At 71.0% G+C, this 25447-nt stretch carries 23 protein-coding genes; 11 read left to right on the top strand and 12 right to left on the bottom strand.

Features of this window, described 5'->3' with window-relative positions; translation table 11 throughout:
* The first annotated feature begins 19 nt into the window (after positions 1-19).
* On the top strand, positions 20-1672 hold the full coding sequence (locus tag MRBLWO14_RS10380; protein ID WP_341933078.1) for a RecQ family ATP-dependent DNA helicase: 1653 nt from the start codon (positions 20-22) through the stop codon (positions 1670-1672).
* Here MRBLWO14_RS10380 and nhaA read toward each other — a convergent pair.
* The 3 genes from nhaA to MRBLWO14_RS10365 form a co-directional block, all read right to left on the bottom strand.
* Positions 1644-2894, bottom strand: coding sequence for a Na+/H+ antiporter NhaA (gene nhaA / locus MRBLWO14_RS10375; RefSeq protein WP_341933077.1), 1251 nt, complete (start codon positions 2892-2894; stop codon positions 1644-1646). The genes MRBLWO14_RS10380 and nhaA overlap by 29 nt on opposite strands.
* Positions 2895-2965: 71 nt before the next feature.
* Positions 2966-3139, bottom strand: a complete 174-nt coding sequence (locus MRBLWO14_RS10370; protein ID WP_341933076.1) for a hypothetical protein — start codon at positions 3137-3139, stop codon at positions 2966-2968.
* 71 nt (positions 3140-3210) lie between these two features.
* A complete protein-coding gene (locus MRBLWO14_RS10365) occupies positions 3211-5676 on the bottom strand; it encodes a glycoside hydrolase family 2 protein (RefSeq protein ID WP_341933075.1) in 2466 nt (821 codons plus the stop codon).
* Positions 5677-5876: 200 nt separating this feature from the next.
* Here MRBLWO14_RS10365 and MRBLWO14_RS10360 point away from each other — a divergent pair, with 200 nt between their 5' ends.
* Entirely contained in the window at positions 5877-6083 is a 207-nt protein-coding gene (locus MRBLWO14_RS10360) for a hypothetical protein (RefSeq protein ID WP_341933074.1), read from the top strand.
* Between the two features lie 22 nt (positions 6084-6105).
* Here MRBLWO14_RS10360 and MRBLWO14_RS10355 read toward each other — a convergent pair whose 3' ends face one another.
* Genes MRBLWO14_RS10355 through MRBLWO14_RS10340 form a run of 4 tightly spaced genes read right to left on the bottom strand, consistent with a single transcriptional unit; the run spans position 6106 to position 10735 of the window.
* Positions 6106-7020: a carbohydrate ABC transporter permease gene (locus MRBLWO14_RS10355; protein WP_341933073.1), complete on the bottom strand. Its 915-nt coding sequence runs from the start codon at positions 7018-7020 to the stop codon at positions 6106-6108.
* A 1-nt stretch (position 7021) separates the two neighbouring features.
* Positions 7022-8086 (bottom strand): sugar ABC transporter permease, encoded by a 1065-nt coding sequence (locus MRBLWO14_RS10350; protein WP_341933072.1) that lies wholly within the window; start codon positions 8084-8086, stop codon positions 7022-7024.
* Between the two features lie 4 nt (positions 8087-8090).
* Complete coding sequence (locus MRBLWO14_RS10345) at positions 8091-9380, bottom strand: ABC transporter substrate-binding protein (RefSeq protein WP_341933071.1); 1290 nt, start codon at positions 9378-9380, stop codon at positions 8091-8093.
* Positions 9381-9433: 53 nt separating this feature from the next.
* Complete coding sequence (locus MRBLWO14_RS10340; protein WP_341933070.1) at positions 9434-10735, bottom strand: DUF1479 domain-containing protein; 1302 nt, start codon at positions 10733-10735, stop codon at positions 9434-9436.
* Positions 10736-10881: 146 nt separating this feature from the next.
* On the opposite strand from MRBLWO14_RS10340, the gene MRBLWO14_RS10335 reads away from it, so the two are divergent.
* The 5 genes from MRBLWO14_RS10335 (at position 10882) to MRBLWO14_RS10315 (ending at position 15673) form a co-directional block, all read left to right on the top strand.
* Positions 10882-11988: an ROK family transcriptional regulator gene (locus MRBLWO14_RS10335; protein ID WP_341933069.1), complete on the top strand. Its 1107-nt coding sequence runs from the start codon at positions 10882-10884 to the stop codon at positions 11986-11988.
* A complete protein-coding gene (locus tag MRBLWO14_RS10330; RefSeq protein ID WP_341933068.1) occupies positions 11985-13793 on the top strand; it encodes an AAA family ATPase in 1809 nt (602 codons plus the stop codon). Before MRBLWO14_RS10335 ends, MRBLWO14_RS10330 begins: the two co-directional genes overlap by 4 nt.
* A 115-nt stretch (positions 13794-13908) precedes the next feature.
* Complete coding sequence (locus MRBLWO14_RS10325; protein ID WP_341933067.1) at positions 13909-14430, top strand: sigma-70 family RNA polymerase sigma factor; 522 nt, start codon at positions 13909-13911, stop codon at positions 14428-14430.
* Positions 14427-15083 (top strand): zf-HC2 domain-containing protein, encoded by a 657-nt coding sequence (locus tag MRBLWO14_RS10320; RefSeq protein ID WP_341933066.1) that lies wholly within the window; start codon positions 14427-14429, stop codon positions 15081-15083. Before MRBLWO14_RS10325 ends, MRBLWO14_RS10320 begins: the two co-directional genes overlap by 4 nt.
* Before the next feature lie 35 nt (positions 15084-15118).
* Positions 15119-15673: a hypothetical protein gene (locus MRBLWO14_RS10315; RefSeq protein ID WP_341933065.1), complete on the top strand. Its 555-nt coding sequence runs from the start codon at positions 15119-15121 to the stop codon at positions 15671-15673.
* 246 nt (positions 15674-15919) lie between these two features.
* On the opposite strand, the gene hisD (MRBLWO14_RS10310) is transcribed toward MRBLWO14_RS10315, so the two are convergent.
* Positions 15920-17236, bottom strand: coding sequence for a histidinol dehydrogenase (gene hisD / locus MRBLWO14_RS10310; RefSeq protein WP_341933064.1), 1317 nt, complete (start codon positions 17234-17236; stop codon positions 15920-15922).
* A gap of 77 nt (positions 17237-17313) precedes the next feature.
* Here hisD (MRBLWO14_RS10310) and MRBLWO14_RS10305 point away from each other — a divergent pair, with 77 nt between their 5' ends.
* The gene (locus MRBLWO14_RS10305; protein WP_341933063.1) at positions 17314-18240 is read left to right on the top strand and encodes a LysR family transcriptional regulator; all 927 of its coding nucleotides are present in this window, start codon (positions 17314-17316) and stop codon (positions 18238-18240) included.
* Between the two features lie 63 nt (positions 18241-18303).
* Here MRBLWO14_RS10305 and MRBLWO14_RS10300 read toward each other — a convergent pair whose 3' ends face one another.
* From MRBLWO14_RS10300 to MRBLWO14_RS10290, 3 genes are all read right to left on the bottom strand, one after another.
* The gene (locus MRBLWO14_RS10300; RefSeq protein ID WP_341933062.1) at positions 18304-19473 is read right to left on the bottom strand and encodes a hypothetical protein; all 1170 of its coding nucleotides are present in this window, start codon (positions 19471-19473) and stop codon (positions 18304-18306) included.
* Positions 19474-19504: 31 nt separating this feature from the next.
* Positions 19505-20485 carry an ester cyclase gene (locus MRBLWO14_RS10295; protein ID WP_341933061.1) on the bottom strand — a complete coding sequence of 327 codons (981 nt, stop codon included), beginning with the start codon at positions 20483-20485 and terminating at the stop codon, positions 19505-19507.
* Positions 20486-20702: 217 nt separating this feature from the next.
* Positions 20703-21704 (bottom strand): LacI family DNA-binding transcriptional regulator, encoded by a 1002-nt coding sequence (locus MRBLWO14_RS10290; RefSeq protein WP_341933060.1) that lies wholly within the window; start codon positions 21702-21704, stop codon positions 20703-20705.
* A gap of 99 nt (positions 21705-21803) precedes the next feature.
* Between MRBLWO14_RS10290 and hisD (MRBLWO14_RS10285) the strand changes: the two genes are divergently transcribed.
* From hisD (MRBLWO14_RS10285) to MRBLWO14_RS10275, 3 genes are read left to right on the top strand one after another with little or no spacing between them, the layout of a single operon-like run.
* Positions 21804-23135, top strand: coding sequence for a histidinol dehydrogenase (hisD, locus tag MRBLWO14_RS10285; RefSeq protein WP_341933059.1), 1332 nt, complete (start codon positions 21804-21806; stop codon positions 23133-23135).
* On the top strand, positions 23132-23890 hold the full coding sequence (locus MRBLWO14_RS10280; RefSeq protein ID WP_341933058.1) for an SDR family oxidoreductase: 759 nt from the start codon (positions 23132-23134) through the stop codon (positions 23888-23890). Before hisD (MRBLWO14_RS10285) ends, MRBLWO14_RS10280 begins: the two co-directional genes overlap by 4 nt.
* Positions 23887-24630 (top strand): aldolase/citrate lyase family protein, encoded by a 744-nt coding sequence (locus tag MRBLWO14_RS10275; protein WP_341933057.1) that lies wholly within the window; start codon positions 23887-23889, stop codon positions 24628-24630. The genes MRBLWO14_RS10280 and MRBLWO14_RS10275 overlap by 4 nt, the downstream gene beginning before the upstream one ends.
* 91 nt (positions 24631-24721) lie before the next feature.
* Here the strand turns inward: MRBLWO14_RS10275 and MRBLWO14_RS10270 are convergent, their stop codons facing one another.
* The gene (locus tag MRBLWO14_RS10270) at positions 24722-25447 is read right to left on the bottom strand and encodes an alpha/beta fold hydrolase (protein ID WP_341933056.1); all 726 of its coding nucleotides are present in this window, start codon (positions 25445-25447) and stop codon (positions 24722-24724) included.

Raw genomic sequence — 25447 nt, 5'->3', positions numbered from 1 at the left:
CGGGGATACCGTCGCTGACATGAGCTCTTCTCGCACGTCCCCCGCTTCCGTCGACGACATCGCCCGCGACGGATTCGGGTGGCACGAGCTGCTGCCCGGGCAGCGCGAGGCCATCACCTCGGCGGCCGCGGGGCGCGACACGCTGCTCGTGCTGGCCACCGGCGGCGGCAAGTCGGCGGTGTACCAGGTCGCCGGCGCGCAGCGCGGCGGTGTCGTGCTCGTCATCTCGCCGCTCGTGGCGCTGCAGGCCGACCAGCTCGCCTCGATCCGCGAGGCGCCGGCCGCCCCGCCGGCCGTCGCGCTCAACGGCTCGACCTCCGCCGCCGACACCGCTCGCGCCTGGGAGCTCATCGATCAGGGCGGCCCGGTGTACGTGCTGCTCGCCCCCGAGCAGCTGGCGAAGGAGGAGACGGTGGCACGCCTGGCTGCGGCGGGCGTCTCGCTGTTCGTCGTCGACGAGGCGCACTGCGTGTCGTCGTGGGGGCACGACTTCCGCCCCGACTACGCACGGCTCGGCGATGTGCGCCGCGAACTCGGCGACCCGCCCGTGCTCGCGATGACCGCGACGGCCTCCGAACCGGTCCGCGCCGAGATCATCGAGAAGCTGTCGATGACCGACGTCGACGTGCAGGTGCACGGCGTCGACCGTCCGGAGATCCGTCTCGTCGTGCACCGGCACGAGAGCGACGCCGAGAAGAAGGCCGCGGTCGTGCAGGAGGCTCGCACGTGGACCGCGCCGGGCATCGTGTACGTCGCGACCCGGAAGGAGGCCGAGAGCTACGCCGACGAGATCGCCTCCGACGACCGCCGCGTCGCCGCTTACCACGCGGGACTCCAGGCCGCGGAGCGGCGCGATGTGCAGGATCGCTGGCGCGACGGCACCCTCGACGTCGTCGTCGCGACCTCCGCGTTCGGGATGGGCATCGACAGGGCAGACGTGCGCTTCGTGCTGCACGCCACGGTCACGGAATCGTTGGACGCGTACTACCAGGAGGTCGGACGCGCCGGTCGCGACGGAGAGCCGGCGACCACCGCCCTGCACTACCGGCCGGAAGACCTCGGGCTGCGGCGCTTCTTCACGAGGCGGTCGGTGCGCACGGCCGACATCCGCGCGGTGCGCTCCGCGATCGTCGCGACGCCCGGCGCACACCTGCGCGCGCTGGCGGATGCCGTCGGCAGGCCCACGCGCACGGTCACCCGTCTCGTGAACGACCTGGTCGACGCGGGCCTCGTCGACACCACCGACGGGGTGCGCCTGGTCCGCCCGGTCACGGCGGCGCAGGCGGCGAAGGCCGTGCGGGAGACGCTGGAGTCACGCGAGCGGATCGCCGACTCCCGTCTCGCGATGATGCGCGCGTACGCCGAGACGACGCAGTGCCGTCGCCGGGTGCTGCTCGAGTACTTCGGGATCGACGGCCCCGCCTGGTGCGACAACTGCGACCGCTGCGAGCAGCGCGACGCCTCGGCCGCGGACGATGACGGGGTCGCGATCGCCGACGCCCCTGTCGCCGTCGACCAGAGCGTCCGTCACCGGGACTGGGGCACGGGCACCGTGACGGGTGTGGAGGCCGATCGAGCGACGGTGTACTTCGCGTCGGAGGGCTACAAGGTGCTGTCGTTCACCGCGATCGACAACGGCGCGCTCACGATCGCCGAGCCCGCCGGTCGCTGATCGCGAGCAGCGCTCCGCCGAGCACGGCCGCGACGAGCGAGCCCGTGAGCACGCCGATCTTCACGTGCTCGTCGGCGACCGACGCGCTGCCGTATGCCAGCTCGCCCACGAGCAGCGACACCGTGAAGCCGATGCCGGCGACGAACGACATGCCGGTGAGGTCGAACCAGCGCAGGGACGGATCGAGCCGCAACCCGGGAAGGCGCGTCAGCACGAAGGTCGTCACGAGGATGCCGAGGGGCTTGCCCGCCACGAGACCCACGACGATCCCGAGGGTCAGCGGATCGCTGAACGCCGAGCGCAGCCCCTCCGCCCCACCGATCGCGACACCGGCGGAGAAGAACGCGAAGACCGGGACCGCGAACACCGTGGCGACGACGCCCCACCGGTCCGCCCAGTGCGGGGCCAGCCCCTCCCAGACCGGCTCGGGCTCGCCGCGGTCGATGCGCACGCGCGCGCGACGGGTGGGCAGCACCGGCACCGTGAACCCGAGCAGCACACCGGCCACGGTGGCGTGCACGCCCGAGGCGTGGATGAGCGCCCAGGTGGCGAGGGCGAGCGGCAGCAGGATCCACCACGCGCGCACGCCCCGCTGCGCGGCGACGGCGAATCCGGCGAGCGGCAGCAGTGCGAGTGCGAGCCACGGCAGGCTGATCGTGTCGGTGTAGACGGTGGCGATGATCGTGATCGCGATGAGGTCGTCGACGATCGCGAGAGTGAGCAGGAACACCCGGAGCGCGGGCGGAAGGAAGCGCCCGACCACTGCGATCACGGCCACCGCGAAGGCGATGTCGGTCGCGGTCGGGATCGCCCAGCCGGATGCGGCGTCCGCGTCTCCGGCGGTGAAGAGCAGGAAGATCAGCGCCGGAGCGACGACGCCGCCCGCGGCGGCGGCGATGGGGAGCGCGGCAGCCCGCGGATCGCGGAGGCGCCCCGCGACGAACTCCTCCTTCAGTTCGAGTCCGACGACGAAGAAGAAGATCGCGAGCAGACCGTCGGCCGCCCACGCGCCGACCGACAGCTCCAGATGCAGCTCGGGGATGCCGAACGTGAAGTCGCGGATCGCGGCGTACCAGCCCGACGCGGGGCTGTTGGCGAGGATCAGGGCGGCGACGGTCGCGGCCAGGAGCAGCACTCCTGCGGTGACGTCGCTGCGGACGGTGGAGCGCACGCCACGCCACAGCTCATGGGGCGCGACGCGGAAGATGGACGACGAGGACATGGATGACCTACCTCACGGTGGGAACGGGCGACACGGGCATGAGCGCACCACCCACCGGGGTCGGCGGTGCGTCAGCTGCGTGGCGGCGGGCAGCCCGCGATCTCTCCATGCGACAGCGTGCCCCAGACGCTGGTCCATCCGTTGGTCCCCGGGTGCATGACGACCTTCTCGCCGGCGGCCATCGGGGTCGCCGATGCCAGCAGGCGCGGAGCGCGCACCGCAGCGGGCATCGGACGGGGAGGCATGACCCCATTCTACCGCCGGGCCGGGTCCGGCCGACAGCGCTCATCCGCCATCGACCGGACCCTCCCCACGGTCAGGAATCCCGTCGGATCAGGTCGTTCGTCGACCTCAGCACCAGCCGGTCCGAGAACGCCGCGGCGTCGGCATCCGTCGCTCCCCGCACGGTGAACCGGGCGGTCTCGCCCGGCAGCAGCGTGACGAGCGCCTCGTCCGCCTCGGCCGCAGGATCGATGCGGTCGACGAGCAGCGTGAGATCGCGCACGAGCGTCCCCGCCGTGACGTCGACGGCCCAGCCGTCATCCGTCCGCTGCGCTGCGACCTCGGTCGACGCGGCGGGCAGCGACGAGTCGCGCGGCTCCGCGAAGAACCAGTCGGCGGTCGCGTCGGCGTCGGCGCTCCCGCGGGCCGCGGTCGCGCGGATCATCTCACCGGCGGCGTCCTGCGCTGCAGCGACGTCGGCGGCGAGGGCGACCCGCTCGATGCCGCGCGCCGGCACGACGACCGACCACGTCTGCTCGGCGAGCGGCGCACCCTCGAACGACCGGCGGGTGATCGCGAACTCGGCGCGCCAGTCCTCGTCGGTGTCGTTCGTCGCGGTGAGGGTCAGCCCCTCGGCGCCGGGCTGGATCGTGGCCAGGCGCGGAGCGTTCGCCGCCCGCAGGGCGAAGAGCAGCGGCTTGCGGCGCCCGTCTCCGTCGACGGCGGCCCACGAGGTCACGGGCCAGCAGTCGTTGAGCTGCCAGGTGACGGTACCCGTGTTGTACGGGGCGAGCGAGCGCCACCACTCGATCGCGGTGCGCACGGCCACCGCCTGGTTGAGCGACATCGCCCAGTGCCAGTCGTCCATGTCGTTGGGCAGCGGCAGGTGCGGCACGAGGCCGTCGGTGAGCTTGTCGTTGCCCGTGATCGCCTTCTGGTGAACGATCATGCCGGGCGACTCGGGGGTGAGCGGGTCGTCGCCGACAGCCCTGGTGAGGGTGCTCCACGTGGGCGGCCCCTGCCACCCGAACTCCGCGACGAATCGCGGACGGTGGTCGCGGTAGTGCGTCCAGTCCTTCTGGTTCCAGGTGTCCCACACGTGCATGGTGCCGCGCTCCGCGGCGTTCTGCCGGTCGTCGCGGTCGGGGCTGAACGGGCTGCCGGGCGTGTAGGGCACGTGCGGGGCGAGCTCGCCGACGATAGCCGGCAGCAGCTCGTAGTAGTACCCGGCGCCCCAGGTGCGACCGTCGAGACGTCCCTCCCAGCGCCACTCCTGTCGGCCCCAGATGTTCTCGTTGTTGCCGTTGAGGATGACGAGCGACGGATGAGAGGCGAGGCGGACGACTGCCGCTCGCGCCTCGAGGTCGACCTCGGTCCACAGCGGCTCGTCCTCCGAGTACGCCGCGCACGCGAACAGGAAGTCCTGCCAGGTCAGCAGGCCGCGCTCGTCGCACTCGGCGTAGAAGTCGTCGGATTCGTAGATGCCGCCGCCCCAGACGCGGATGAGGTTGAGGCCCGCGAACTCCGCCTGCGCGAGCCGCTCGGCGTACCGTGCCCGGTCGACGCGGTGCGGGAACGCGTCGTCAGGGATCCAGTTCGCCCCGCGGATCTCGATGACCCGGTCGTTCACGACGATGGCGAAGCCGACGCCCTGCTCGTCCTCGTCCAATCGCGCCTCGACCGAGCGGAACCCGACCCGCCGCTCGTGCTCGTCGATCGCCTCACCGTCGCGCAGCAGCTCGAGCCGCGCGTCGTACAGCGGCTGCGCGCCGTGGCCGCGCGGCCACCAGAGCTCGGCCGACGGCACGTCGCCCTCGACCAGCACCGCGCCGTCGCGCACCTCGGCCTCGAACTCCGCCCCCGCGACGACGAGCCGCGCACGCAGACCATCGGGGGCCCCGACGACGGATGCCGTGGCCCGCACCCGCGGCACGCCCTCCGCCACGTCGCCCGCGATCAGTGCGTCCCCGAGCCGTGCACCCGACCAGCTCTCGATGGCGACGGGGCGCCAGATGCCGGAGGTCGTGGTGTCGATGCCCCAGTCCCACCCGAAGCTGCACGCCATCTTGCGCAGCGAGTTGTACGGGTGGTGGTTGGCGTGCGGGCGGGCGCCGAGCGCGAGGCTGGCGGCATCCGCCGCGCGGATCGGCGACCGGAACGCCACCTCCAGCTCGTTCTCCCCCGCGCGCAGCGCCGACGTGACGTCGATGCGGTGCGGGCGGTGCATGTTCTGCACGCTCGCGATCTCGACGCCGTTCAGGCGGATCGACGCGACCGTGTCGATGCCGTCGAACACGAGGTCGTGCCGCTCGTCGGCATCCGGGTCCACCCCGTCGATCGTGGTGCGGTAGGTCCAGTCGGCGAGGCCGATCCACGACAGAGTCTTCTCGTTCTCGTCGAGGTACGGGTCGGGGATGACACCGGCCGCGAGCAGGTCGGTGTGGATGCTGCCCGGCACCTGCGCCGGGATCGCACCGGCGTCGGCGACAGCCGGCGGAACGGTCCCCCTCGCGGCGATCGCAGTCCATCCGTCGTGCAGGGGTCGTCGGGTGACGGTCACAGGGTGCCTTTCATCGGTCACGGCTCGGGGGAAGCGTCGGGCGCCGCCGAGGAGACCGCGTCGGCGCACATCTGCAGCATCCAGTCAACGCTGGCGCAGAGCATGAACCCGATGGCCACGCCGGTCAACCCCCTGACCGGTGCGGGAGGGGCCGACCTAGGGTCGTCGCACACGACCGAACACGAGCAGAGGAGGACGATATGAGCGACCCGTCGAACACGCAGGGCACTCCCGGTTCCGGCGAGGAGGCCGACACGGCGTCGGGCGGCGCGCCGGACGACTCCGGCGACAAGAGGTACACCGGCGAGACCGACGGACCTGACGACTCCGACGACGTCCGCGAGACGCTCGACGAGCAGACGACCGACGACGAGGGCAAGCCCGTCGAGAACCCGTCGGGCGGCTGACCGGCCGAGGACCGGCCGCCGGCTACTTCACGGAGCCGGCGGTCAGTCCTCGAACGAAGTACCGCCCGAGCACGAGGTAGAGCAGCACGGTCGGCGCCGCGACGAGCACGGCACCGGCCATCAGCTCCGAGTAATCGACGGTCGTCGTGCCGATCATGTTGTTCAGAGTGACGGTCGCCGGCCACACCGACGGCGACGACAGGATGAAGGCGAACAGGAAGTCGTTCCAGATGTTCGTCACCTGGAAGATTCCCGCGACGACGAATCCCGGCACCGACAGCGGCAGGAACACCCTCGTGTAGGTGCGCCAGATGCCCGCGCCGTCGACCGCGGCCGCCTCGACGAGCGCGCTCGGGATGCCCTCGTAGTAGTTGCGGAAGATCAGCGTCGTGATCGGCAGCCCGTAGATCACGTGCACGACGATGAGGCCGACGATCGTGCCCTGCAGCTGCACGGCGCTGAGGAACTGGAACAGCGGGATGATGACCGACTGGAAGGGGATGAACATGCCCACCAGCAGGATCGTGAACAGCGCCCCCGAGTAGCGGAACGGGAACTTCGACAGGATGAACCCGTTGAACGATCCGATGAGGCACGACAGCACGGCGGCGGGGATCGTGATCTGCAGCGAGTTCAGCAGCGATCCGTGCAGCTTCTCCCAGGCGCCGGCGAAGGCCTCGAAGCTCGGCTGGTCGGGGAAGGCGAGGAAGAAGGACGGTGCGCCCGTCGACCCGGCCAGCGCGGTCGCGATGATGACGTACACGGGCACGAGCATCGTCAGCAGGCCGGCGACGCACAGGGCGAACACCACCCACTCCCCCACGGTGCGGGGCAGACGGCTGCGCTGCCGGCCGTCGTCGGCGACGGCGCGGCGGCGCGTGCGCGCGGGCAGGGTGACGAGCCGGGTGGCCGTCTCGTCGGTCGTCATGACGGCCATGTCACGACCTCCGTTCCTTGCGGTAGCCCCGGATCAGGTAGGGCACGATCACGCAGAGCGTGAGCACGAGCAGCACGATCGACATGGCCGAGGCCTTGTCGTAGCGGCTCGCGAGGTAGTTGTAGATGTAGATGCCCGGCACATCGGTCACGAACCCGGGACCCGACCCCGACATCGAGACGACGAGGTCGAAGATCTTCAGCGCGACGTGCAGCAGCAGCACGAAGCACGTGACGGTCGCGGGCCAGAGCTGGGGCAGCGTGATGTGCCGGATGCGCTGCCAGGCGCTCGCGCCGTCGACGGATGCCGCCTCCAGCTGCTCCTCGGGGATCGCGGCGAGACCGGCGAGGTACATCGCCATCGCGAAGCCGAGCAGCTGCCAGCCCGCGGCGAAGATGATGGGGAGCATCGCGACGGGGACGCCCAGCTGCACCTTGAGCCAGTCCTCGCCGGTCGGCTGGTTGAGCGCGCCGAGGATGGTGGTGTCGGTCATCCACCCGGGTGGATCCTGCACGCCGAAGAACTCGAGGATCTGGTTGACGCCGGTCTCCGGCGCGAAGATCCACCGCCACGCGACGCCTGTGACGATGAACGACAGGGCGTACGGCAGCAGGAACACGGTGCGGAACAGTCCGCGAGCGGCGACCACGTGGTGGATGAGCAGCGCCCAGATGAGGCCGCCGAGCACCGAGAGCAGCAGGAAGCAGACCGTGAAGACGACGAGATTGCGGATGCCGGCCTGGAACCGCTGCTCCAGCACGAGCTCGGCGTAGGTGCTGCCGAGGGGCTCACGCAGCGTGAGGTCGCGCGAGGTGCCGATGCGCCAGTTCGACAGCGAGATGTAGACCGTCGTGCCGATGAAGACGTAGACGAAGACGAGGCTGACGAGCATGGTCGGCGCGAAGGCGAGGGCCGCCCTGCGCTGGGTTCCGGCGCCGAGGCGGCGACGCCGAGCGCGGCGCGCGGGCGACGACGGCGGAGAGGACGGTGCGGACACGACGGGTCCGGCACCGCCGACACGGCCGCCGGAGCGGGCCGTGTCGGCGGCGGAGCGCAGGTCGACCATCGGCCTAGAGGCCGCCCTGTGCCGCGACCATCGTCGCCAGGAAGGCGTCGACGTTCTGGTCGCCGTTGAAGGCCGAGACGGCATCCGCGAAGATCCGCGAGAACTCGGCGGTCGTGACCTGCCCGTGGGCGAGGCTCGACACGACGGATGCCGAGGCGAAGGTCTCGGCTGTGGCCTGCTGGTACTCCGAGAGACTCGACGTGTCGGCCGTGGTGAGCGCCGGGATCGTGCCCTTCTTGGCGGCGAACGCGGTCTGCACCTCCGGGTCCATGAGCGTCTCGAGCCACAGGTCGGCGGCCTCGGCGTTCGGGACGTTCGACGCGGGGATCGAGAAGCCGTCGCCCACGTAGTCGAAGATGTCCGCCGACTCGGGGAACGACGCCCACCCGAAGTCGCTGCCCGGCTCGAACCCGCCGTTCACGAGCTCGCCGTACGCCCAGTCGCCCATGAGGTTCACCGCGCAGTCGCCCGCGGCGACCTTCTTCGCGGCCTCGTCCCAGGTGAGGGCCGAGTGGTCGTCGTTCGCGAGCGAGAGGGCGGTCTTGTAGTCCTCGACCGCCTGCCGCACCTCGTCGGAGTCGAAGGGCGCGTCGTTCGTGAACAGCTCCTTCCAGCCGTCGCCGCCGGTGCGCGCCATGATGAACGACTCCAGCAGCTGCGCGGAGGCGAACACGTCCTTGTCGCCCAGGCAGATCGCGGTCGTGCCCGAGTCCGCGATCTTCTGCATGTCGTCGAGGAAGCCGTCGATCGTGGTCGTGTCGTCGAGCGTCACGCCCGCCTCTTCGAGCACGGCCGGGTTCGTCCACAGCACGTTGCCGCGGTGCACGCCCACCGGCACGGTGTAGTACTTGCCGTCCACGGCCTGCGCCTCGGCGACATCGGCCGGCAGGTCGTCGGCCCACCCGTGCTTCTCCCAGAGGGCGCTGATGTCGGCGACCTGGCCGCCCTCGACGTAGCTCTTCAGCTCGCCGTCGGGGTGCAGCTGCCACGAGTCCGGCGGATCGTTCGCCTGCAGACGCGCGGCGAGCGCCTGCTTGGCGTTCGCCCCGCCCCCGCCCGAGACGGCCGCGTTCTCGACGGTCAGTTCGCCGTCGGCATCCTCGACGGCGTCGAAGAGCACCTGCAGCGCCTCGGCCTCGGAGCCGGAGGTCCACCACGAGGTGACCTCCAGGGTGTCGGCGCCTCCGCCCCCACCGGTGCCGGTGGTGTTGGCGCCGCAGCCCGAGAGGGCGACGGCGGCGAGGGCGGTGGCGGTCACGGCGGCGGCCGTGCGGTACAGACGTGTGTCGTTCATGACTCTTCCTTGAGCGGTGATCGAGCGGTGATGTCGGGTGTGGTCGGGTGGGATCAGGGTCGAGGCAGCGCGGCGGCGCGCTCCACGACGCGGGCCTTGCGCGTGATGCCGAGGCCGCGGGCGCCGATCTGGTTGAGCTGGTCCTCGCGGAACCGGTTCTCCCAGTCGACCTCGTAGTCCTCCTTGGGGAAGTCGGCGGGGCTCTCGCCTCGGCGGAACCGCTCGGCGACGTCCTTCGCGTAGGCGGCGTTCTTGGCGCACATCGGGGCGGCAGGGATGTAGATCACGTTGCCCCAGCCCTCCTGCTTCTCGACGGCGGCGACGCCGTGGATGACGTCGGAGTGCCACCAGACCGAGTCGCCGGGCTGCACGGTCGGGATGCCGGCGCGTGCCCGCATGAGCAGAGGGTGCCAGCGCTCGCTGATCGCGAGGGCCTTCCCCTGCTCGGCGCCGGCCAGTTCGTCGTCGGGCACGTCGTCGAGCAGCGCCCTGACGAGGATGTAGGCCATCGCCTCGGGGATCGGCACGACCCAGAGCACACCCTGGTCGTGGCGCATCTCGGACATCGCGAGCCAGCCCTGGAAGCTGCGGAAGACGCTGCACATGGTCGAGGACGGGTACTCGTCAACCTCGGTGCGGAACGCGGCGTCCCACGGGTCGTACGACTCGAAGTCGCCCTGGAAGATCGACTCGAACACCTGCTGGTACGCGGGCGTCAGCCAGCGCTCGACCGAGCCGGAGTCGGTGTGCGCGCCGAGTCCGCCCGAGGTGGTCCCCGGCGGGCGGCGGCGGATGCGGTCGGGGTACATCGAGTCCTGGTCGGGGTCGAACCACGTGACGCCGCGGGACTCGCTCTTCCACATGCGGTTCAGGAAGCTCTGCACCTGCGCGGTGTGCTCGTGCTGCCGTGCCTCCATCTGCGCGGTCGACCAGTAGATCGGGAAGATCTCGGGCTTCGACGCGTCGAGGTTGCCGAAGAAGTCGTCGCCGGGGCCGCGGTACTTCGCCATGAAGTCGTTGCTGTCGACGTACTCGACGAGCGAGCGATCCCACTCGACGGCCTGCTCGGACGGCACCTGGCCGCGGACGACGGCGCAGCCGCGGCGGTGGATGAGGTCGATCGTCTCCTGCGGGACGGTGCCGGCCTCGATGTCGGAGTAGTGGACGACCGGCCAGACCTCCTCGCCGTTCTCCCTCGCGCGCTCGATCTCGACCACTCGCGGTTCGATCGCCGCTTCGATGCGGCGGAAGAGGCCGGCGACGTCGCCGATCTGCTCGCGAAGCTTGGTCTTGACGGCGCGGATGGCGGCCGGGAAGTCTTCCGGTGGGGTCGCCCAGCTCGTCTGCTCAGTCATGGAAAACTCTCCTTAGCGGTGGTCGTGGTGGATTCGGTAAGCTACGATTACTGAATCGTGAGGGCAACCATAGGAGACGGTCGGTGGCGGAGTCAAGCGGCAATACCGGTATACGGGTTTCGGGGCTGACGGCCCCGCGTCCCGAGGTGCTCGCCTCGATCACCGATCAGCACGTGCTCGCCGTGATCGAGGCGGCCGAGGCACCGCTGTCGCGCGCCGAGATCGCCGAGACCACAGGGTTGTCGAAGCCCGCCGTGTCCGCGGCCGCCGCCCGGCTGAGCGAGCGGGGCGTCATCCACGACGTCGGCGTGCGCGAGGGACGACGCGGCGGTGTCGCGACCCTCTACGCCCTGAACGAGGACTACGGCCGGTCCCTCGCCGTGGTCATCGGCAACGAGTCGATCGCCGTGCAGGCGAGAGACCTCAGCGGCACGGTGCGCGTCGCGCTCGAGAGCCCTCTCACGCAGGAGCACCCGCCGCAGCACATCGTCGCCGAGACGAACCGCCTCATCGCCGAGGCCGCCGCCGCGTTCCCCGCGCCGCTGCTCGCCGTCGCGGTGTCGATCGCCGATCCCGTCGACGCGCACTCCGGCACACCGCTCGTGCTGCCGAAGTCGGTGTTCCCCGCCGCCGACATCCACCCGACGACCGAGTTCGACCTCTCAGACGCGGCCCGCGTCGTCGTCGACAACGACGTGAACTGGGCCACGATCGGCGAGTACCACGAGGGCGAGCTGCGGGGCAGCGACGACTTCGCGTACGTCTACTTCGGGCAGGGCATCGGCGCCGGACTGCTGCTGAACGGCCGGCTCTTCCACGGCCACCGCGGTCTCTCGGGAGAGATCGGCTACGTGTGGGAGGGGGCGGACGGACGCCTCGACGTCACGGAGCGGCTGGCACTGCTCGGCCTCGGTTCCCCCGGCGTCTACGGCCTCGACCTCGCCAAGGCCGACGCGATCCTGGCGCCCGACCCCCTCGGCGACGCCGCGGTCGCGGCATCCGAGGTCCTCGCCTTCGCCGTCGCGAACCTGACCATGGTGATCAACCCCTCGGCGATCGCGTTCGGCGGTCCCCTCAGCGTCTACCCGGCGTTCGCGGAGGCCCTGGGGCAGCGCATCGCCGCGCTCAGCATCGACCCGCCGCGGTTCGTCGTCAGCACGTCGACGCCGCTCCTCGGCGCGAGCATCGAGGCGCACCGTCTCGCTCTCGAAGAGGCGGGCATCCCCGACGTCGCGGCGAGGTCGTCGCGATGATGCGGGAGGCAGGGATGCCGTCCGGCGCACCCGCCTGGCTGCAGGAGCTCGACCTCACCCTGCCCGTGACGGCGCAGTACGTGCTCACCGGGAACCTGCACGACGTGCATCCGGCTCTCGACGGCACCGGCTTCGTCTCGACCGCCGACCTCGTGCGCGAGTGCCTCGTCGCGAACGACGCCGACCTCGTCTACCGCTTCGACGCGCTGGAGGGCATCTGGCTCGATCACGCGGCCCCCGGGGTGACGAGCGACGAGTTCTTCCCCGATTCGCACCTGAACCGCGCCACGGTGGGCGCCGTCGCCAAGCTCGCCGATCTGCTGCTGCGGTCGACGGCCGACACCGGGCGACGGGTGGCGCTGATCGTCGAATCGGGGTCGGCGATCTGGAGCGACCACGACAACGTCGAGGCCCGCCGCCTGCTGCTCGCCAGTCGACGTCTCGCGACGCAGGACGCGCGGCGCGTGCCCGGCGGACGCCGCGCGGTGCCCGCGGGCAACACCGTGGTCTGGATGGCGGATGCCGAGGCCGATGCGCCCGACTGGCTGCGCCACTCCGACAGCACCAGGACGCTGCGGCTGCCCCTCCCCTCCCTCAGCGCCCGCCGCGCGGCCGCGGAGCGCCTGCTGGAGGGATCCGACGGGCACGCCGAGCAGGCCGCCGCCGCGTTCGCCGAGAGCACGCAGGGCCTCACCCTGCGTGCGATGCGCAACATCGCCACCCTCGCCCGCGATCAGGGCCTCGACGGCGACCGCATCACCGAGGCGGTCCGCAGCCACCTCGCCGGGGTCGTCGACAGCCCGTGGCAGGACCCGGCGCTGCTCGACCGCATCCGCGGCGCCGACGGGATCCTCGGACGCCGGGTGCTCGGCCAGCCGCGCGCGGTCTCGCAGGCCCTCGACATCCTGCTGCGCTCGGCCCTCGGGCTCACCGGCGCGCACCAGGGCGGCGCGCGGGCACGGCCGCAGGGCATCCTCTTCTTCGCCGGCCCCACCGGCGTGGGCAAGACCGAGCTCGCGAAGGCCCTCGCGGAGGTGCTGTTCGGGGCGGAGGACGCGTACGTCCGCTTCGACATGAGCGAGTTCTCGGCGGAGCACAGCGAGGCCCGTCTGATCGGCGCGCCGCCCGGATACATCGGCCACCGCGAGGGCGGCGAGCTGACGAACGCGGTCAGGGAGCGGCCGTTCGCGGTGCTCCTCTTCGACGAGATCGAGAAGGCGCATCCCCGCATCCTCGACAAGTTCCTGCAGATCCTCGATGACGGCAGGCTCACCGACGGCAGCGGCGACACGGTGTACTTCAGCGAGTCCGTCATCATCTTCACGTCCAACATCGGCGCGAGCGAGGCGCTGCACGACATGGCGGTCGCACGGGGGGAGGGCGTCGCCGCAGAGGATGCCGCGGCCAGGGTGCTCGCGCAGATCCGCACCCATTTCACCGACGAGCTGCAGCGGCCGGAGCTGCTGAGCCGCATGGGCGACAACATCATCGTGTTCGACCCGATCAGCCCCGAGGTCGGGCGTCGTCTCGTCGAGAAGTACATCGACACCGTGTCGGAGACCGTCGCTGCGCGGCTCGGCGCCTCGATCCGGCTGCACGACGACGCTCGTCGCGCGATCGAGGAGTACGCGCTCACCAAGCTCCCGTTCGGGGGCCGCGGCATCGGCACCGCGATCGAGACGGCGCTGGTGAACCCGCTCGCGCGGTCGCTCGACCGGTCGAGCGACGGGCAGCTCGTGATGATCCGGGACGCTGCGCCCGGACCGGCCGGTTGGGAGCTGTCGGTCGAGGTGTCGCGACCGTGATGTGATCTGAACCTTTCGTCTCCGGTCCCCGTCTCTTCGGAGAGAGTGCGTCCCACGCCCTCGAACCGACAGGATGACGCGGACCGGTCACGACCTTCCGCGCGAGGAGCAGCGCATGGATACGGGGAATTCGTCGACAGACGCCGACGAACTCCTCCGAAGCATCCACCACCGTTATGCCGGCATGCTGCGTGGCTTCGTGATCGGGCTGGCCTACGACGCGGCGGCCGCCGACGATGTCGTCCAGGAGACGCTGCTCCGGGCGTGGCAGCGCCCCGAGATCCTCACCAGGCCCGAGCCGGTCATCCGCGCGTGGCTCTGCCGCGTCGCCCGCAACCTCGTCACCGACGACCTGCGCAGCGCGCGCCACCGCCGCGAGATCCCCGTCGACGCGCTGCCCGAGTCCATCGGCGACGACGAGACCGATCGCATCTTCGACCGCTGGATGGTCTCCGAGGCGCTGTCGACGCTCCCCGCCGACCACCGCGCCGTGATCCGCGGCGCGTACCACGGCGGACGCAGCGTCGCGCAGCTCGCCGCAGACTTCGGCATCCCCGTCGGCACCGTGAAGTCGCGCCTGCACTACGGGATGCGCGCCCTGCGCGCCGCGCTCCGAGAGAGAGGGATGCTGTCATGATCCCCGACCACCACTACGCCCACTGGGACGCCGCCTACGTGCTCTGCGCGCTCAGCGATCCAGAGGACCGCGAGTACGAGGCTCATCTCGCCACGTGCTCGGCGTGCTGGCGGGTCGTGGCCCAGCTCGAGCCGCTGCCCGCGCTCCTCGCGCTGCTCGGCGACGAGCCGGACGCCGCTCCGGTCGAACCGGCGCCGCTGGCCGCCCTCGCGACAGCCGCCCGTCGCAGCCGCCGTCGCCGCAGTGCGCTCCTCGTCGCCGTGGCGGCAGCGACGGCCCTGCTCGCCGGTGTCGCCGGGAGCGCCGTCGTCACGATGCTCTCGACGACTTCCGTGGAGGCCGCAGCGGTGCCGGTCGACCTCCGCCCGGTCGGCTCGAGCGGCGTGCGCGCCGATGTGTCGCTGACCTCCGAGGAGTGGGGGACGCGACTCGCCTGGGACTGCTCGTATCCCGCCGATGTCGCGGCCGGGCACCGCTACGAGCTCGTGGCAGTCGACGCCCACGGCGTCCGCCGCGTGGTCGGCACCTGGATCGGCGACGGACGACCGACCGCCGGCCTCACGGCGACCACCGCCCTGTCCCTCGACGAGATCGTGCGCGTCGAACTGTCCTCGGCGATCTCGGGCAGGCTGCTCGCCGCCGCCGACCTCTGACCCTTTCCCTCATCCCCACACCAGACCGGAGAACCATGTCAGCCTCAGCATCCACCCGTCGATCGGCCGCCCCGGCGGACGCCGCGTCGTCGACCCCCGCCGTCACGAGCCGGGGCACCCGCCTCCTGCTCCCGCTCACCCGCATCGCCCTCGGCTTCGTCTACCTCTGGGCGTTCATCGACAAGCTGTTCGGCCTCGGCGTCGCGACTCCGCCCGACGGGTCGGTGCTGGCCGGACAGTCGCCGAGCGCCGGATACCTCGGCCACACCGAGGGCGCCCTGTCGGGCGTCTTCCGCGCCATGGCCGGCAACCCGGTCGTCGACGTGCTGTTCATGCTGGGCCTCGGCGCGGTCGGCATCGCCCTGGTGACGGGCGTCTGTGTGCACCTCGCCGCACTCGGCGCCACCTTCGTCATGGGCGGCATCTACCTCAGCGCGCTGCCGCTCGCCAACAACCCCCTCGTCGACGAGCACCTCGTCTACATCCTGCTCGGCTGGCTCCTCGCCGCGCTGGGCGCCGGCCGGATCGCGGGGTTCGGCACCCGCTGGGCGTCGCTCCCGCTCGTGCGCCGCCACCCCTGGCTCACCTGATCCGACGCCGACACACCTCATCCCCCTCCGCCCCGGAGGGCTCGACTCCCATCCCTCCCCCACCTCGTCGGGTCCTCCGGTTCTCCCGCCCTGATCGCCGAGACCCCGGTTCATCGCAGAGACCCCGGTTCATCTCAGAGACCCCGGTTCATCGCAAAGACGCCGGTTCGTCGCAGAGACCCCGGGCTGTGGTCGTCCACAACCCGGGGTCTCGACGCGAAACCGGAGTCTCCGTGCGCGCGGCCGTCAGCCGAGGCGAGCCGTGCGCAGCGTGGCGGTCGCGCTGTGCGCGGCCATGCCCTCCGAGTCGGAGATCACCTGCACGGCGTCTGCGAGCGCGGGCGTCGCCTCACGGCTGATGCGCTGGTACGTGAGCGGCTTGAGGAAGCGCGACACCGAGAGCCCGGCGCTGTGCTTGGCGCCGCCGGCCGTCGGGAGCACGTGGTTCGTGCCCGCCATGCCCTTGTCGGAGTAGGCGACCGTGCTCCACGGACCGAGGAAGATCGACCCGTAGTTGCGGAGGTTCTCGTGGTACCAGTCATCGTCGGCCGTGAGGATCTCGAGGTGCTCGGGGGCGAGGTCGTCCATGAGGGCCGCGGCGGTCTCGCGGTCCTTCGCGACGGTCACCACGCCGTAGTCGCGCCAGGCCGCGCCGGCGATCTCCGCGGTCGCGAGGGTCTCGAGCTGTCGATCGATCTCGGCGATCACGGCGCGACCGTGCTCCTCCGACGTGGTGATGAGCGCAGCCGGCGAGTTGGGGCCGTGCTCGGCCTGACCGAGCAGATCGGCGGCGACGAGCTCGGGATCGGCCGTCTCGTCGGAGATGACCGCGACCTCGCTGGGGCCGGCGAGCAGATCGATCGCGACCGTGCCGAAGAGCTGACGCTTCGCCTCGGCGACGAAGGCGTTGCCCGCGCCGACCAGCATGTCGACGGGCAGCTCGCCCAGCAGGCCGTAGGCCATGGCGGCGAGCGCCTGCACTCCGCCGATCACGAAGACGCGGTCGACGCCGGAGAGGTGCGCGGCGTACACGACGGCGTCGTTGGCTCCGCCGTCGGGCTGCGGGGGCGTGCAGGCGATCACGGTCGGCACGCCCGCGGCCTTCGCGACGCCCACGGTCATGAACGCGCTCGCCGTGAGCGGGAAGCGTCCGGCCGGCAGATAGGCGCCGACGCGGGAGACGGGGATGTACTTGGCACCGGTCACGAGGCCGGGCACCAGCTCGGTCTCGAAGTCGGCGAGGTGCGAGCGCTGCTCGCGGGCGAAGGCCTGGGTGCGCGCGGCGCCGAGCTCGATCGCCTCACGCAGGGCGGGATCGAGTCGCTCGCCGCTGCTCGCGATCTGCTCGGGCGTGAGCTCGATGGCAGCGCCCTGGTAGTTGTCGAGCTTCCTCGCGTAGTCGAGCACGGCGTCCATGCCGCGGTCCCGGATGTCGGCGAGCATCGTCGTCACGGTCTCGATCACGGCGGGGTCGCGCTGCGCGGCCGGGGCGTCGATCAGCGGGGTCTTGAGGTGGTGGAAGGCGCCGTCATGACGCGCGAGGACTGCAGGAGAGTAACGCATGCAGGAAGGCTAGATCGGCGGCATCCATCCGACAAGCCTGATGATCCGTACTGATGCATCGGGTTTACCATTGGCCTGTGACCATCACGCAGCTCACCGCCTTCCTCGCGGCTCTCGAACACGGCTCGTTCACCGCAGCGGCGGCGAGTCTGGGCATGACGCAGGCCTCCGTGTCGGAGCTCGTCGCCCGCCTCGAGCGCGAGCTCGACGCGACGCTCTTCGTGCGCGGCAGCCGCCGTCTGGTGCCGACGGCCGCCGCGCAGGAGCTGCGCCCGCACGCCGCGCAGGCCGTCAGCGCCGTGCAGAACGGCATCGACACGATCCACTCTCTCGCTTCGCTCGACCGCGGCATCTGCACCTTCGGCGTGCTGCGCAACGCGGCGTACTACGCCCTCGCCGATCTCGCCGAGACGTTCCACCACCGGCATCCGAACGTGCGTCTGCGGCTGGTGGGCATCAACTCCGCGCACGTCGCGCGGTCGATCGCGCGCGGGGAGCTCGAGGCCGGCCTGCTCGTGCTGCCGATCGACGAGGACGGCCTCGAGGTCAAGCCGCTCTTCCGCGACGAGGTGCTCTACGTGTCCTCGACCAGGCCTCTCGACGGCGGACCGGTGACGATCTCCGAGGTCGCCGAGGCGAAGCTCGTGCTGTACGACGCCTTCGCCGGATGGGACGACCCGACACGCAGACAGCTGCTGGAGCGCGCCCGCCTGCAGGGCCTCACGATCGAGCCGTCGGTCGAGGTCGAGCACGTCGAGACCGCCCTGAGCCTCGTCGCCGCCGGCACGGCCGACACGATCGTGTCGCGGTCGATCGCCGAGTCCGAGGGCTTCCCTCCCGGCATCCGCACCTTCCCGTTCGCGGAGCCCATGCACGACACGATCGCGCTCGTGCAGCGCGAGGGGGTGCTGCTGTCGCCGGCGACGCGCAAGCTCGCGGAGCTCGCCGAGCGGATGCTGCGCGAACGCCTCCCCGAGCACGCGGGGCGCACGCCGCTGCAGTGACCGCAGACGCGACGGGGCGCGAGGAGCCATCGCCCCCCGCGCCCCGTCGTGAGAGGTGTCGGCTCAGTCGTCTTCCGTGGCCGTGACCATCACGCCGAGTGGCGCGAGGTAGCCGTTGGGGTCGATCGTCCAGTCGGCGGCAGCCGCGGCCTCGACGACCTCGGGGGCCCACTCGAGGTAGACGCGGTCGTCGCCGCCGTTGATGACGAGCACCGTGCCGGAGCCGGTCTCGTCGCCCTCGACGCAGACGTACGAACGCCAGGCGCCCTCGGGCACCGAGAACGTGCCGCCGGCTCCGAGTGTGACCGTCGTCGACGGGTCGCCGTTGAGGGTGACCTCCCAGCGTCCGGTCTTGAACAGCAGCGCCTGCGTCTTGTCGTGACGGTGACGCAGCACGCCCTGACCGGGCTCGGCCTTGACCCACGCGAGGTTGAACGAGTGGGGCTCGTGCACGTTCGGCACCTGGCGGCGGTTCTCGCTCATGCCGTAGCCGATCGCGGTGGCGAGCTCGACGCGGCCGCCGTCGACCGCCGCGCACAGCAGCGCCGCAGCCGAGTACTTCCGGTCGCCGGGCTGGATGACGCGCGAGCGCATGTCCTCCACCGAGTACTCGGTGAGCTCGTCGATGTAGTGCTGCTTCATCGGCTTGATGAGCGCCACGTCGTCGGGCAGCACGTCGCCCGCGACGGTGTCGATCAGCTTGTTGTCGGCCGTGAGGTGCAGTCCGTACGACTCCGCCTCGCGGAGCACCGACGGCCCCCAGATGATGCCGCCGTTGTCGTCTCGGCCGAGCACCGTGTAGAGGATGCCGTCGTCCGGTCCCTCGTTGGTGAAGCCGCGGAAGATCCAGGTGGGGATCGTGACGATGTCGCCGTCGTGGCTGATGTACTCGCCCTGCTTGCCGTCGACGCCCCACCGCAGCCGGAACTCGCCGCCGAGGTTGATGAACACCTCGGCCGTGAAGTGCAGGTGCAGGTTGTTCGAGATGCCGTTCGGCATCCCGGCGGCGCCCGTGTTGAACCCGTGGTTCACCTCGAGGTTCACGTACTGGCTCGCGTTCTGCGAGACGCCGGCGCCGATGAAGGAGTAGTTCTCCTTGCGGTCGGACCCCGGGGTGCGGCAGTCGATGAACGCCGAGTTGCACGGCACCCAGTCCGAACGGCGGATGGTCCGTCGCTGGATCTCCTCGGTGTCGACGACGACGTCCGTCGTGCCCTCGATGACGGTGCTCATGTCTTCTTCTCCCTTGTCGATCAGTCGATGATCAGTAGATGTTGGCGAAGGGCACCGGCTCGTCGCCGCGCGACCCTGCGATCTGCGCACGGAGTGCGATGTCGTCCCACAGGCGCACCTCCTTGACGATGGCGCCGTTGTGGAAGGTGAACTGCGAGATGCCGATCAGGTCGATCGGCTTGCCGGTGAGCGGACCGTAGTTCGGCACGCCGTTGTAGTCGCCCACGAACTTCCAGACGACGGCGACGCGGAGGCCCGCGTAGCGCACGTCGTAGTTGGTCTGGATGTCGCGGATCTCGAACTGCCCGCCGGGGAACGACTCGAGCAGGCGTAGCAGCGCGCGGCGGTAGCCCTCCGGGCGGATGATCGTGCGGTCGCCGACCGTGTTGAGCGTGAGGTCGCGGTCGAAGTACTTCTCGACCTTCTGCAGGTCACGGTCGTTCCACACGGTCTGGATCATGTCGATGACCGTCTCGACCTCGGCGCGGTGCTCGTCGGGGCGGACGCCCGAGTCGCCCTTCGCGATGGGGTCGGCGGGGGCGGGCTCGGTCCAGGAGCCGGAGAAGCCGCGGAACGCCTGCGCCCGCGCCAGCTCGTCGAGGTCGTCGCCGCGGCGCAGCGCCCCGGCGAGCGTGTCGCGCACGACCCACTCCTCGACCATGCGGCCGCGGCGGTAGAGGCAGTTCGCGATCGTGCGGCTCACGTACGGCGAGTGCAGGTCTCCCGACAGCACGAGGTGGGAGCTGAGGAACGCGTCGTCGCCGCGGGCCTCCCAGATGACGTCCTCGGCCTGACCTGTGCGGTCGGGCGTCGCCGAGATGCGCATGAGCGACCCCTCGATGACCTCCTGACGAGTCGTGGAGGTGCCGAGGGCGCCGTGCACGATCGAGTCGGGCTCGTAGTTCTCACGGATGTAGCTGATCGACCGATCGACCCAGATGAGGTCGGTGACCTCGCGGATGAAGTCGTCGGGGTCTTTGTACGGCAGGTAGGCGACCGGGTCGAGAGACACGCTTTTCCACTCCTTCGAGATACGACGCTGCGGTTCATCGGTGATCGCACGCCTCGTTGTGGTCAGTGTATGCGTATGCACAACACAGCGCAAGAGAGGTTCCAGCGCACACGTGGTCATTCCCCGAGAACCGTCGATCGGGGCCGGAACGGATGCCGCGGCCGACACTCCAGCGCACGAGGGAGGAGCTGCCGCAGGAGCGGAGAGACCCGCGGAGTCAGCGCGTCGGCGCGGGCGCCAGCGTGCGACGCGCGATGAAGGTCGACGCGAACCCGGACGTCCGGATCTCGGCGCTCGGATCCTCGATGCGCCGCACGACGAGGTCGGCCGCCGCGCGCGCCATGCCGACGATGTCATAGCCGACCGTGGCGAGGTCGATGATGGGCCATGCCGCCTCGGGGAGGTCGTCGAAGCCGATGACCGAGAGGTCCTCCGGCACGCGCAAGCCGGCACGGTGCGCGGCGTTGAGCGCGCCGTATGCGACGACGTCGTTGCCGCAGAAGAGCACCGTGGGGCGGTCCGACCCGGCGAGCAGCTCGGCCGCGGCGGCCTCTCCCTCGGTCGCACCGTAGGGGGTGCGACGCACGTCGCGCTCGTCGAGCTGCAGCCCCTCGGCGGTCAGGGCATCGCGGAGCGACGCCTCGCGCCCCTGCCCCGTGCTCGTGTTGCTCGGCCCGAGCACCGCGCCGATGCGCCGGTGCCCGAGGGCGACGGCCGCTCGGACCGCCTCGCGATAGCCGGGCACGGAGTTCACGACCGCCGCGTCCGCATCGACGAAAGACCCGGTGCGGTTGAAGTACACGAAGGGCAGACCCCGGTCGCGCAGGCGCAGCGGAGCCACGGAGTCGACGGTCGTGGTGGCGAGGATGACGCCGTCGAGGCCGTTCGCGAGCAGACGCTCGACGACCGTGTCGTTGTCGGCCGACTCGGTGTGCAGCATCAGCTGGTAGCCGAGGGCCTCGAGCTCGCGATGCACGGGCGCGATGATGTGCGAGTAGAACTGGTTGTCGAGGTCGGTGAGCAGCAGGCCGATGCGCCTGGTGCGGCCGGACGAGAGAGCCCGGCCGGCCTCGCTCGGCACATAGCCGAGCAGCTGGGCCGCCTCGCGCACCCGGAGCTTGGTCGCCTCGGACACTCGGGCGTCGTCACGGAGCGCGCGCGACACCGTCGGCTGCGACACCCCTGCCAGACGGGCTACATCCCGGCTCGTGACGACCATGTCAGGCCTCCCCCTCGGTCACCGGATTCTACCGCCCTTGACGCCGGAATGCATACGCGGTCATAATCAGCACATACGTATGCAATGAAAGGAAGGGCCATGCCCCTGCATCTGAAGACCGCGCCGACGAAGACGTTCGCGGACACCGCTCAGCAGGACGTCGCGGAGCGGGTGAGGGCGATCATCGGCGACATCCGCGAGAACGGCGACGCGGCCGTCCGACGCTACGCCGAGCAGTTCGACAACTGGAGCCCGGAGTCGTACCGGCTCTCCGACGACGAGATCGCGCAGATCATGGGCACGCTCGACGACCAGGTCATCGCCGACATCGAGTTCGTGCAGGCGCAGGTCCGTCGCTTCGCCCAGGCCCAGCGCGACTCCCTCGTCGACATCGAGGTCGAGACGCTGCCCGGGGTCTTCCTCGGCCAGAAGCACGTGCCGGTGCAGGCGGCCGGCGCGTACATCCCCGGAGGCAAGTACCCCCTCACGGCCTCCGCGCACATGACCATCATCACGGCCAAGGTCGCCGGGGTACCCCGCGTCGTCGCGTGCACCCCGCCGATCCGCGGCGAGATCCCCGCCGCCACGGTCGCCGCCATGAAGCTCGCCGGCGCCGACGAGATCTACATCCTCGGCGGAGTGCAGGCCGTGGCAGCCATGGCCGTCGGCACCGACACGATCGAGCCGGTCAACATGATCGCCGGCCCCGGCAACGCCTACGTCGCCGAGGCCAAGCGCCAGCTGTTCGGCGAGGTCGGCATCGACCTGTTCGCCGGCCCGACCGAGATCCTCATCGTCGCCGACGAGCACGCCGACCCCTTCTTCACCGCGGTCGACCTGCTGTCGCAGGCCGAGCACGGCCCCGACTCCCCCGCCGTGCTGGTCACCACCTCGCAGCAGCTGGCCGAGGAGGTCATCGACTGGATCGACCGGATCCTTCCCGGCATGCCGACGCGCGACTACGCCGGACCCGCCTGGCGCGACTGGGGCCAGGTTATCGTCGCCGACGACCTCGACGAGGCGTACCGCATCGCCGACGACTTCGCGTTCGAGCACGTGCAGATCTTCACCGAGAACCCGCGCGAGGCGCTGACGAGGATGCACGACTACGGCGCCCTGTTCCTGGGTGAGAACACCTGCGTGTCGTACGGCGACAAGGTGATCGGCACGAACCACGTGCTGCCGACGCTTGGCGCCGCCCGCTACACCGGCGGCCTCTGGGTCGGCAAGTACCTGCGCACCGTCACGTATCAGGAGGTGCAGAACACCGAGTCGTCCGCCGAGCTCGGCGCCGTGTGCGGACGCGCAGCCCGCGTCGAGCTGTTCGAGGGTCACGCCCGTTCGGGCGACGCGCGCGCGTGGCGTCACGCGGGCACGCAGTTCGACTGGATCGACGAGAGCCACGCCGCGATCGGCGCGGACGCCCGATGACCGATCTCACCGGCCGCACGGCCGTGGTCACCGGCGGCGGCAGCGGACTCGGGGCGGCGATCGCCCGCGCCCTGCACACCGTCGGAGCCTCGGTCGTCGTGGTCGGCCGCGACACCGCCAAGCTGGACGCCGTGGTCGCCGAACTCGGTCCGAGGTCCCGCGCTGTCGCGTGCGACGTCGCGGACCCGGCCTCCGTCGACGCCCTGCGCAGCGCGCTGGAGGGCACCGAGGTGTCGATCCTCGTCAACAACGCCGGCATCCCCGGCCCGGTGGCGGCGCTCACCGACATCGAGGTCGACGACTGGGACGAGGTGTTCGCGGTCAACGTGCGCGGCACGTTCCTGCTGTGCAAGGCGCTGCTCCCGGGCATGGTCGAGCGCGGTGACGGCGACGTCATCAACGTGGCATCCGTGTCGGGCAAGCGCCCGCTCGCCCACCGCACTCCGTACTGCGCCTCGAAGATGGCCGTCATCGGGCTCACCTCGACCCTCGCGTTCGAGGTCGGGCCGGCCGGTGTGCGGGTGAACTCGCTGTCGCCTGGTCCCGTGCAGGGGCCGCGCATGGCGCGCAACTTCCGCCTCGAGGCCGAGCGGTCCGGCACGAGCGTCGACGACGCCGAGCAGGCATTCGTGTCGCGGGCCGCGCTGGGCCGCATGGTGACAGAGGAGGAGGTCGGCGCAGCCGTCGTCGCGATGCTCGCGATGCCCGGCATGTGCGGCGCCGACGTCGATCTCTCGGCGGGGATGGTCGCGTGACCGCCTCGCTGCGGCAGCGCGCGAGCGCCGGTGAGAAGCTCATCGGCGCTCTGCTGCGCATGCCGGCCGAGGAGACCGTCGAGATGCTGGCCGTCGCCGGCTTCGACTTCGTGCTGATCGACTGCGAACACGGACCGGCCGACATCGTCGCGCTGCGTCACCACATCGCGCTGGCGGCGGTGCACGACGTGCCCGTCGTCGTGCGGGTCGGCGAGAAGGACCGCGGCCTCGTGCTGCGGGTGCTCGATCAGGGCGCGCAGGGCATCCTCGCCCCGCACCTCGACACGGCCGAGGACGCAGCCGACCTCGTCGACGCCTCCCTCTATCCGCCCGTCGGCTCGCGCGGCTTCGCGACCTACAGCCGTGCCGGGCGCTTCGGCGAGGTCGCGGCGGCCGCGCACCGGGACTGGTGGCTCGAGAACACCCTGGTGCTCGGCATGATCGAATCGCCGCGCGGCGTCGCGAACGTCGAGGCCATCGCGTCGACGCCGCGCCTTGACGGCATCATGATCGGCCCGGCCGACCTCGCCGCGGCATCCGGAGCGGACGACCTGCCGGTGTCTGAGGCCGTCGCGGTCGTGAACGGGGCGCTCGCGCGCTCCGCTGCCCTGCGCATGGACATCGTGGGGACGAAGGATGCCGCGACTGCGGCGTTCGCGCACGGCGCCGACCTCGTCGTCTACAACCTCGCGTCGTCGCTCATGACGCACCTGCGCGATCTGGCCGCTCCGACGCGCTGAGCTTGCGCAGGAGATCTCGCGTGACGAAGGACGCGATCGCGGCATCCGTCCTTCGTTGCGTGAGATCTCCTGCAGTGCGTGCGTCGCCCGCTCACGCCACGGCTGCCGGCCGAACCCGCTGCGCGCACCATGAGCGCACGAGATCGCCGAACTCGCGCGGCCGTTCGAGCGGCAGCAGGTGACCGGCGTCGAGTGACACCAACCGCGCACCGTCGATCTCCGCCACGATCTCGGTGTGGAACCGAGGCGGGCAGATGACGTCGTCGAGTCCGGACACGACGAGCGTCGGCATTCGCAGCGATGACAGCCGCGACAGCAGGTCGACGCGGGTCAGCTGCAGCTCGAGCTGCGTGCGCAGCAGGTCGTCGCCGGTGTCGTCGCCCATGCTCAGGGCGCGTTCCACGAGGTCGGGGCGCTCCGCGGCCAGGCGTTCGCCGAGGAGCGGTTCGAGGATGCTCTGCTGCAGCGATCGGGCGTCGTCGCCGTCGTCGAGGCGGCGGATCCACTCCGTCCAGCCCGCGCGCTGTGCCCCGGTCGGCGCCTTCGCGTTCGTCGACACGAGGCAGAGCCCCGCCACGCGGTGCGGAGCGGCGAGGGCGAGCGCCATGCCCACGATCCCGCCGAGCGAGTGCCCGACGATCACCGACTGCGCGGGCAGATCCGCCAGCAGCGCCTCGACCTGCGCGCGGAGCGAGGGGCGATCCAGCGTCGGCCGGATCACCCCTCCACCCTCCGTGTCGAAGCCGGCGTCCGCCCACAGGTCGGCCGTGCAGTTCATGCCGGCGAGCAGCGTCAGCGGCGGGACGGATGCCGACAC

Source organism: Microbacterium sp. LWO14-1.2 (assembly GCF_038397715.1).
Classification (GTDB): domain Bacteria; phylum Actinomycetota; class Actinomycetes; order Actinomycetales; family Microbacteriaceae; genus Microbacterium.
This window is presented reverse-complemented; position numbering and strand designations above follow the sequence as displayed.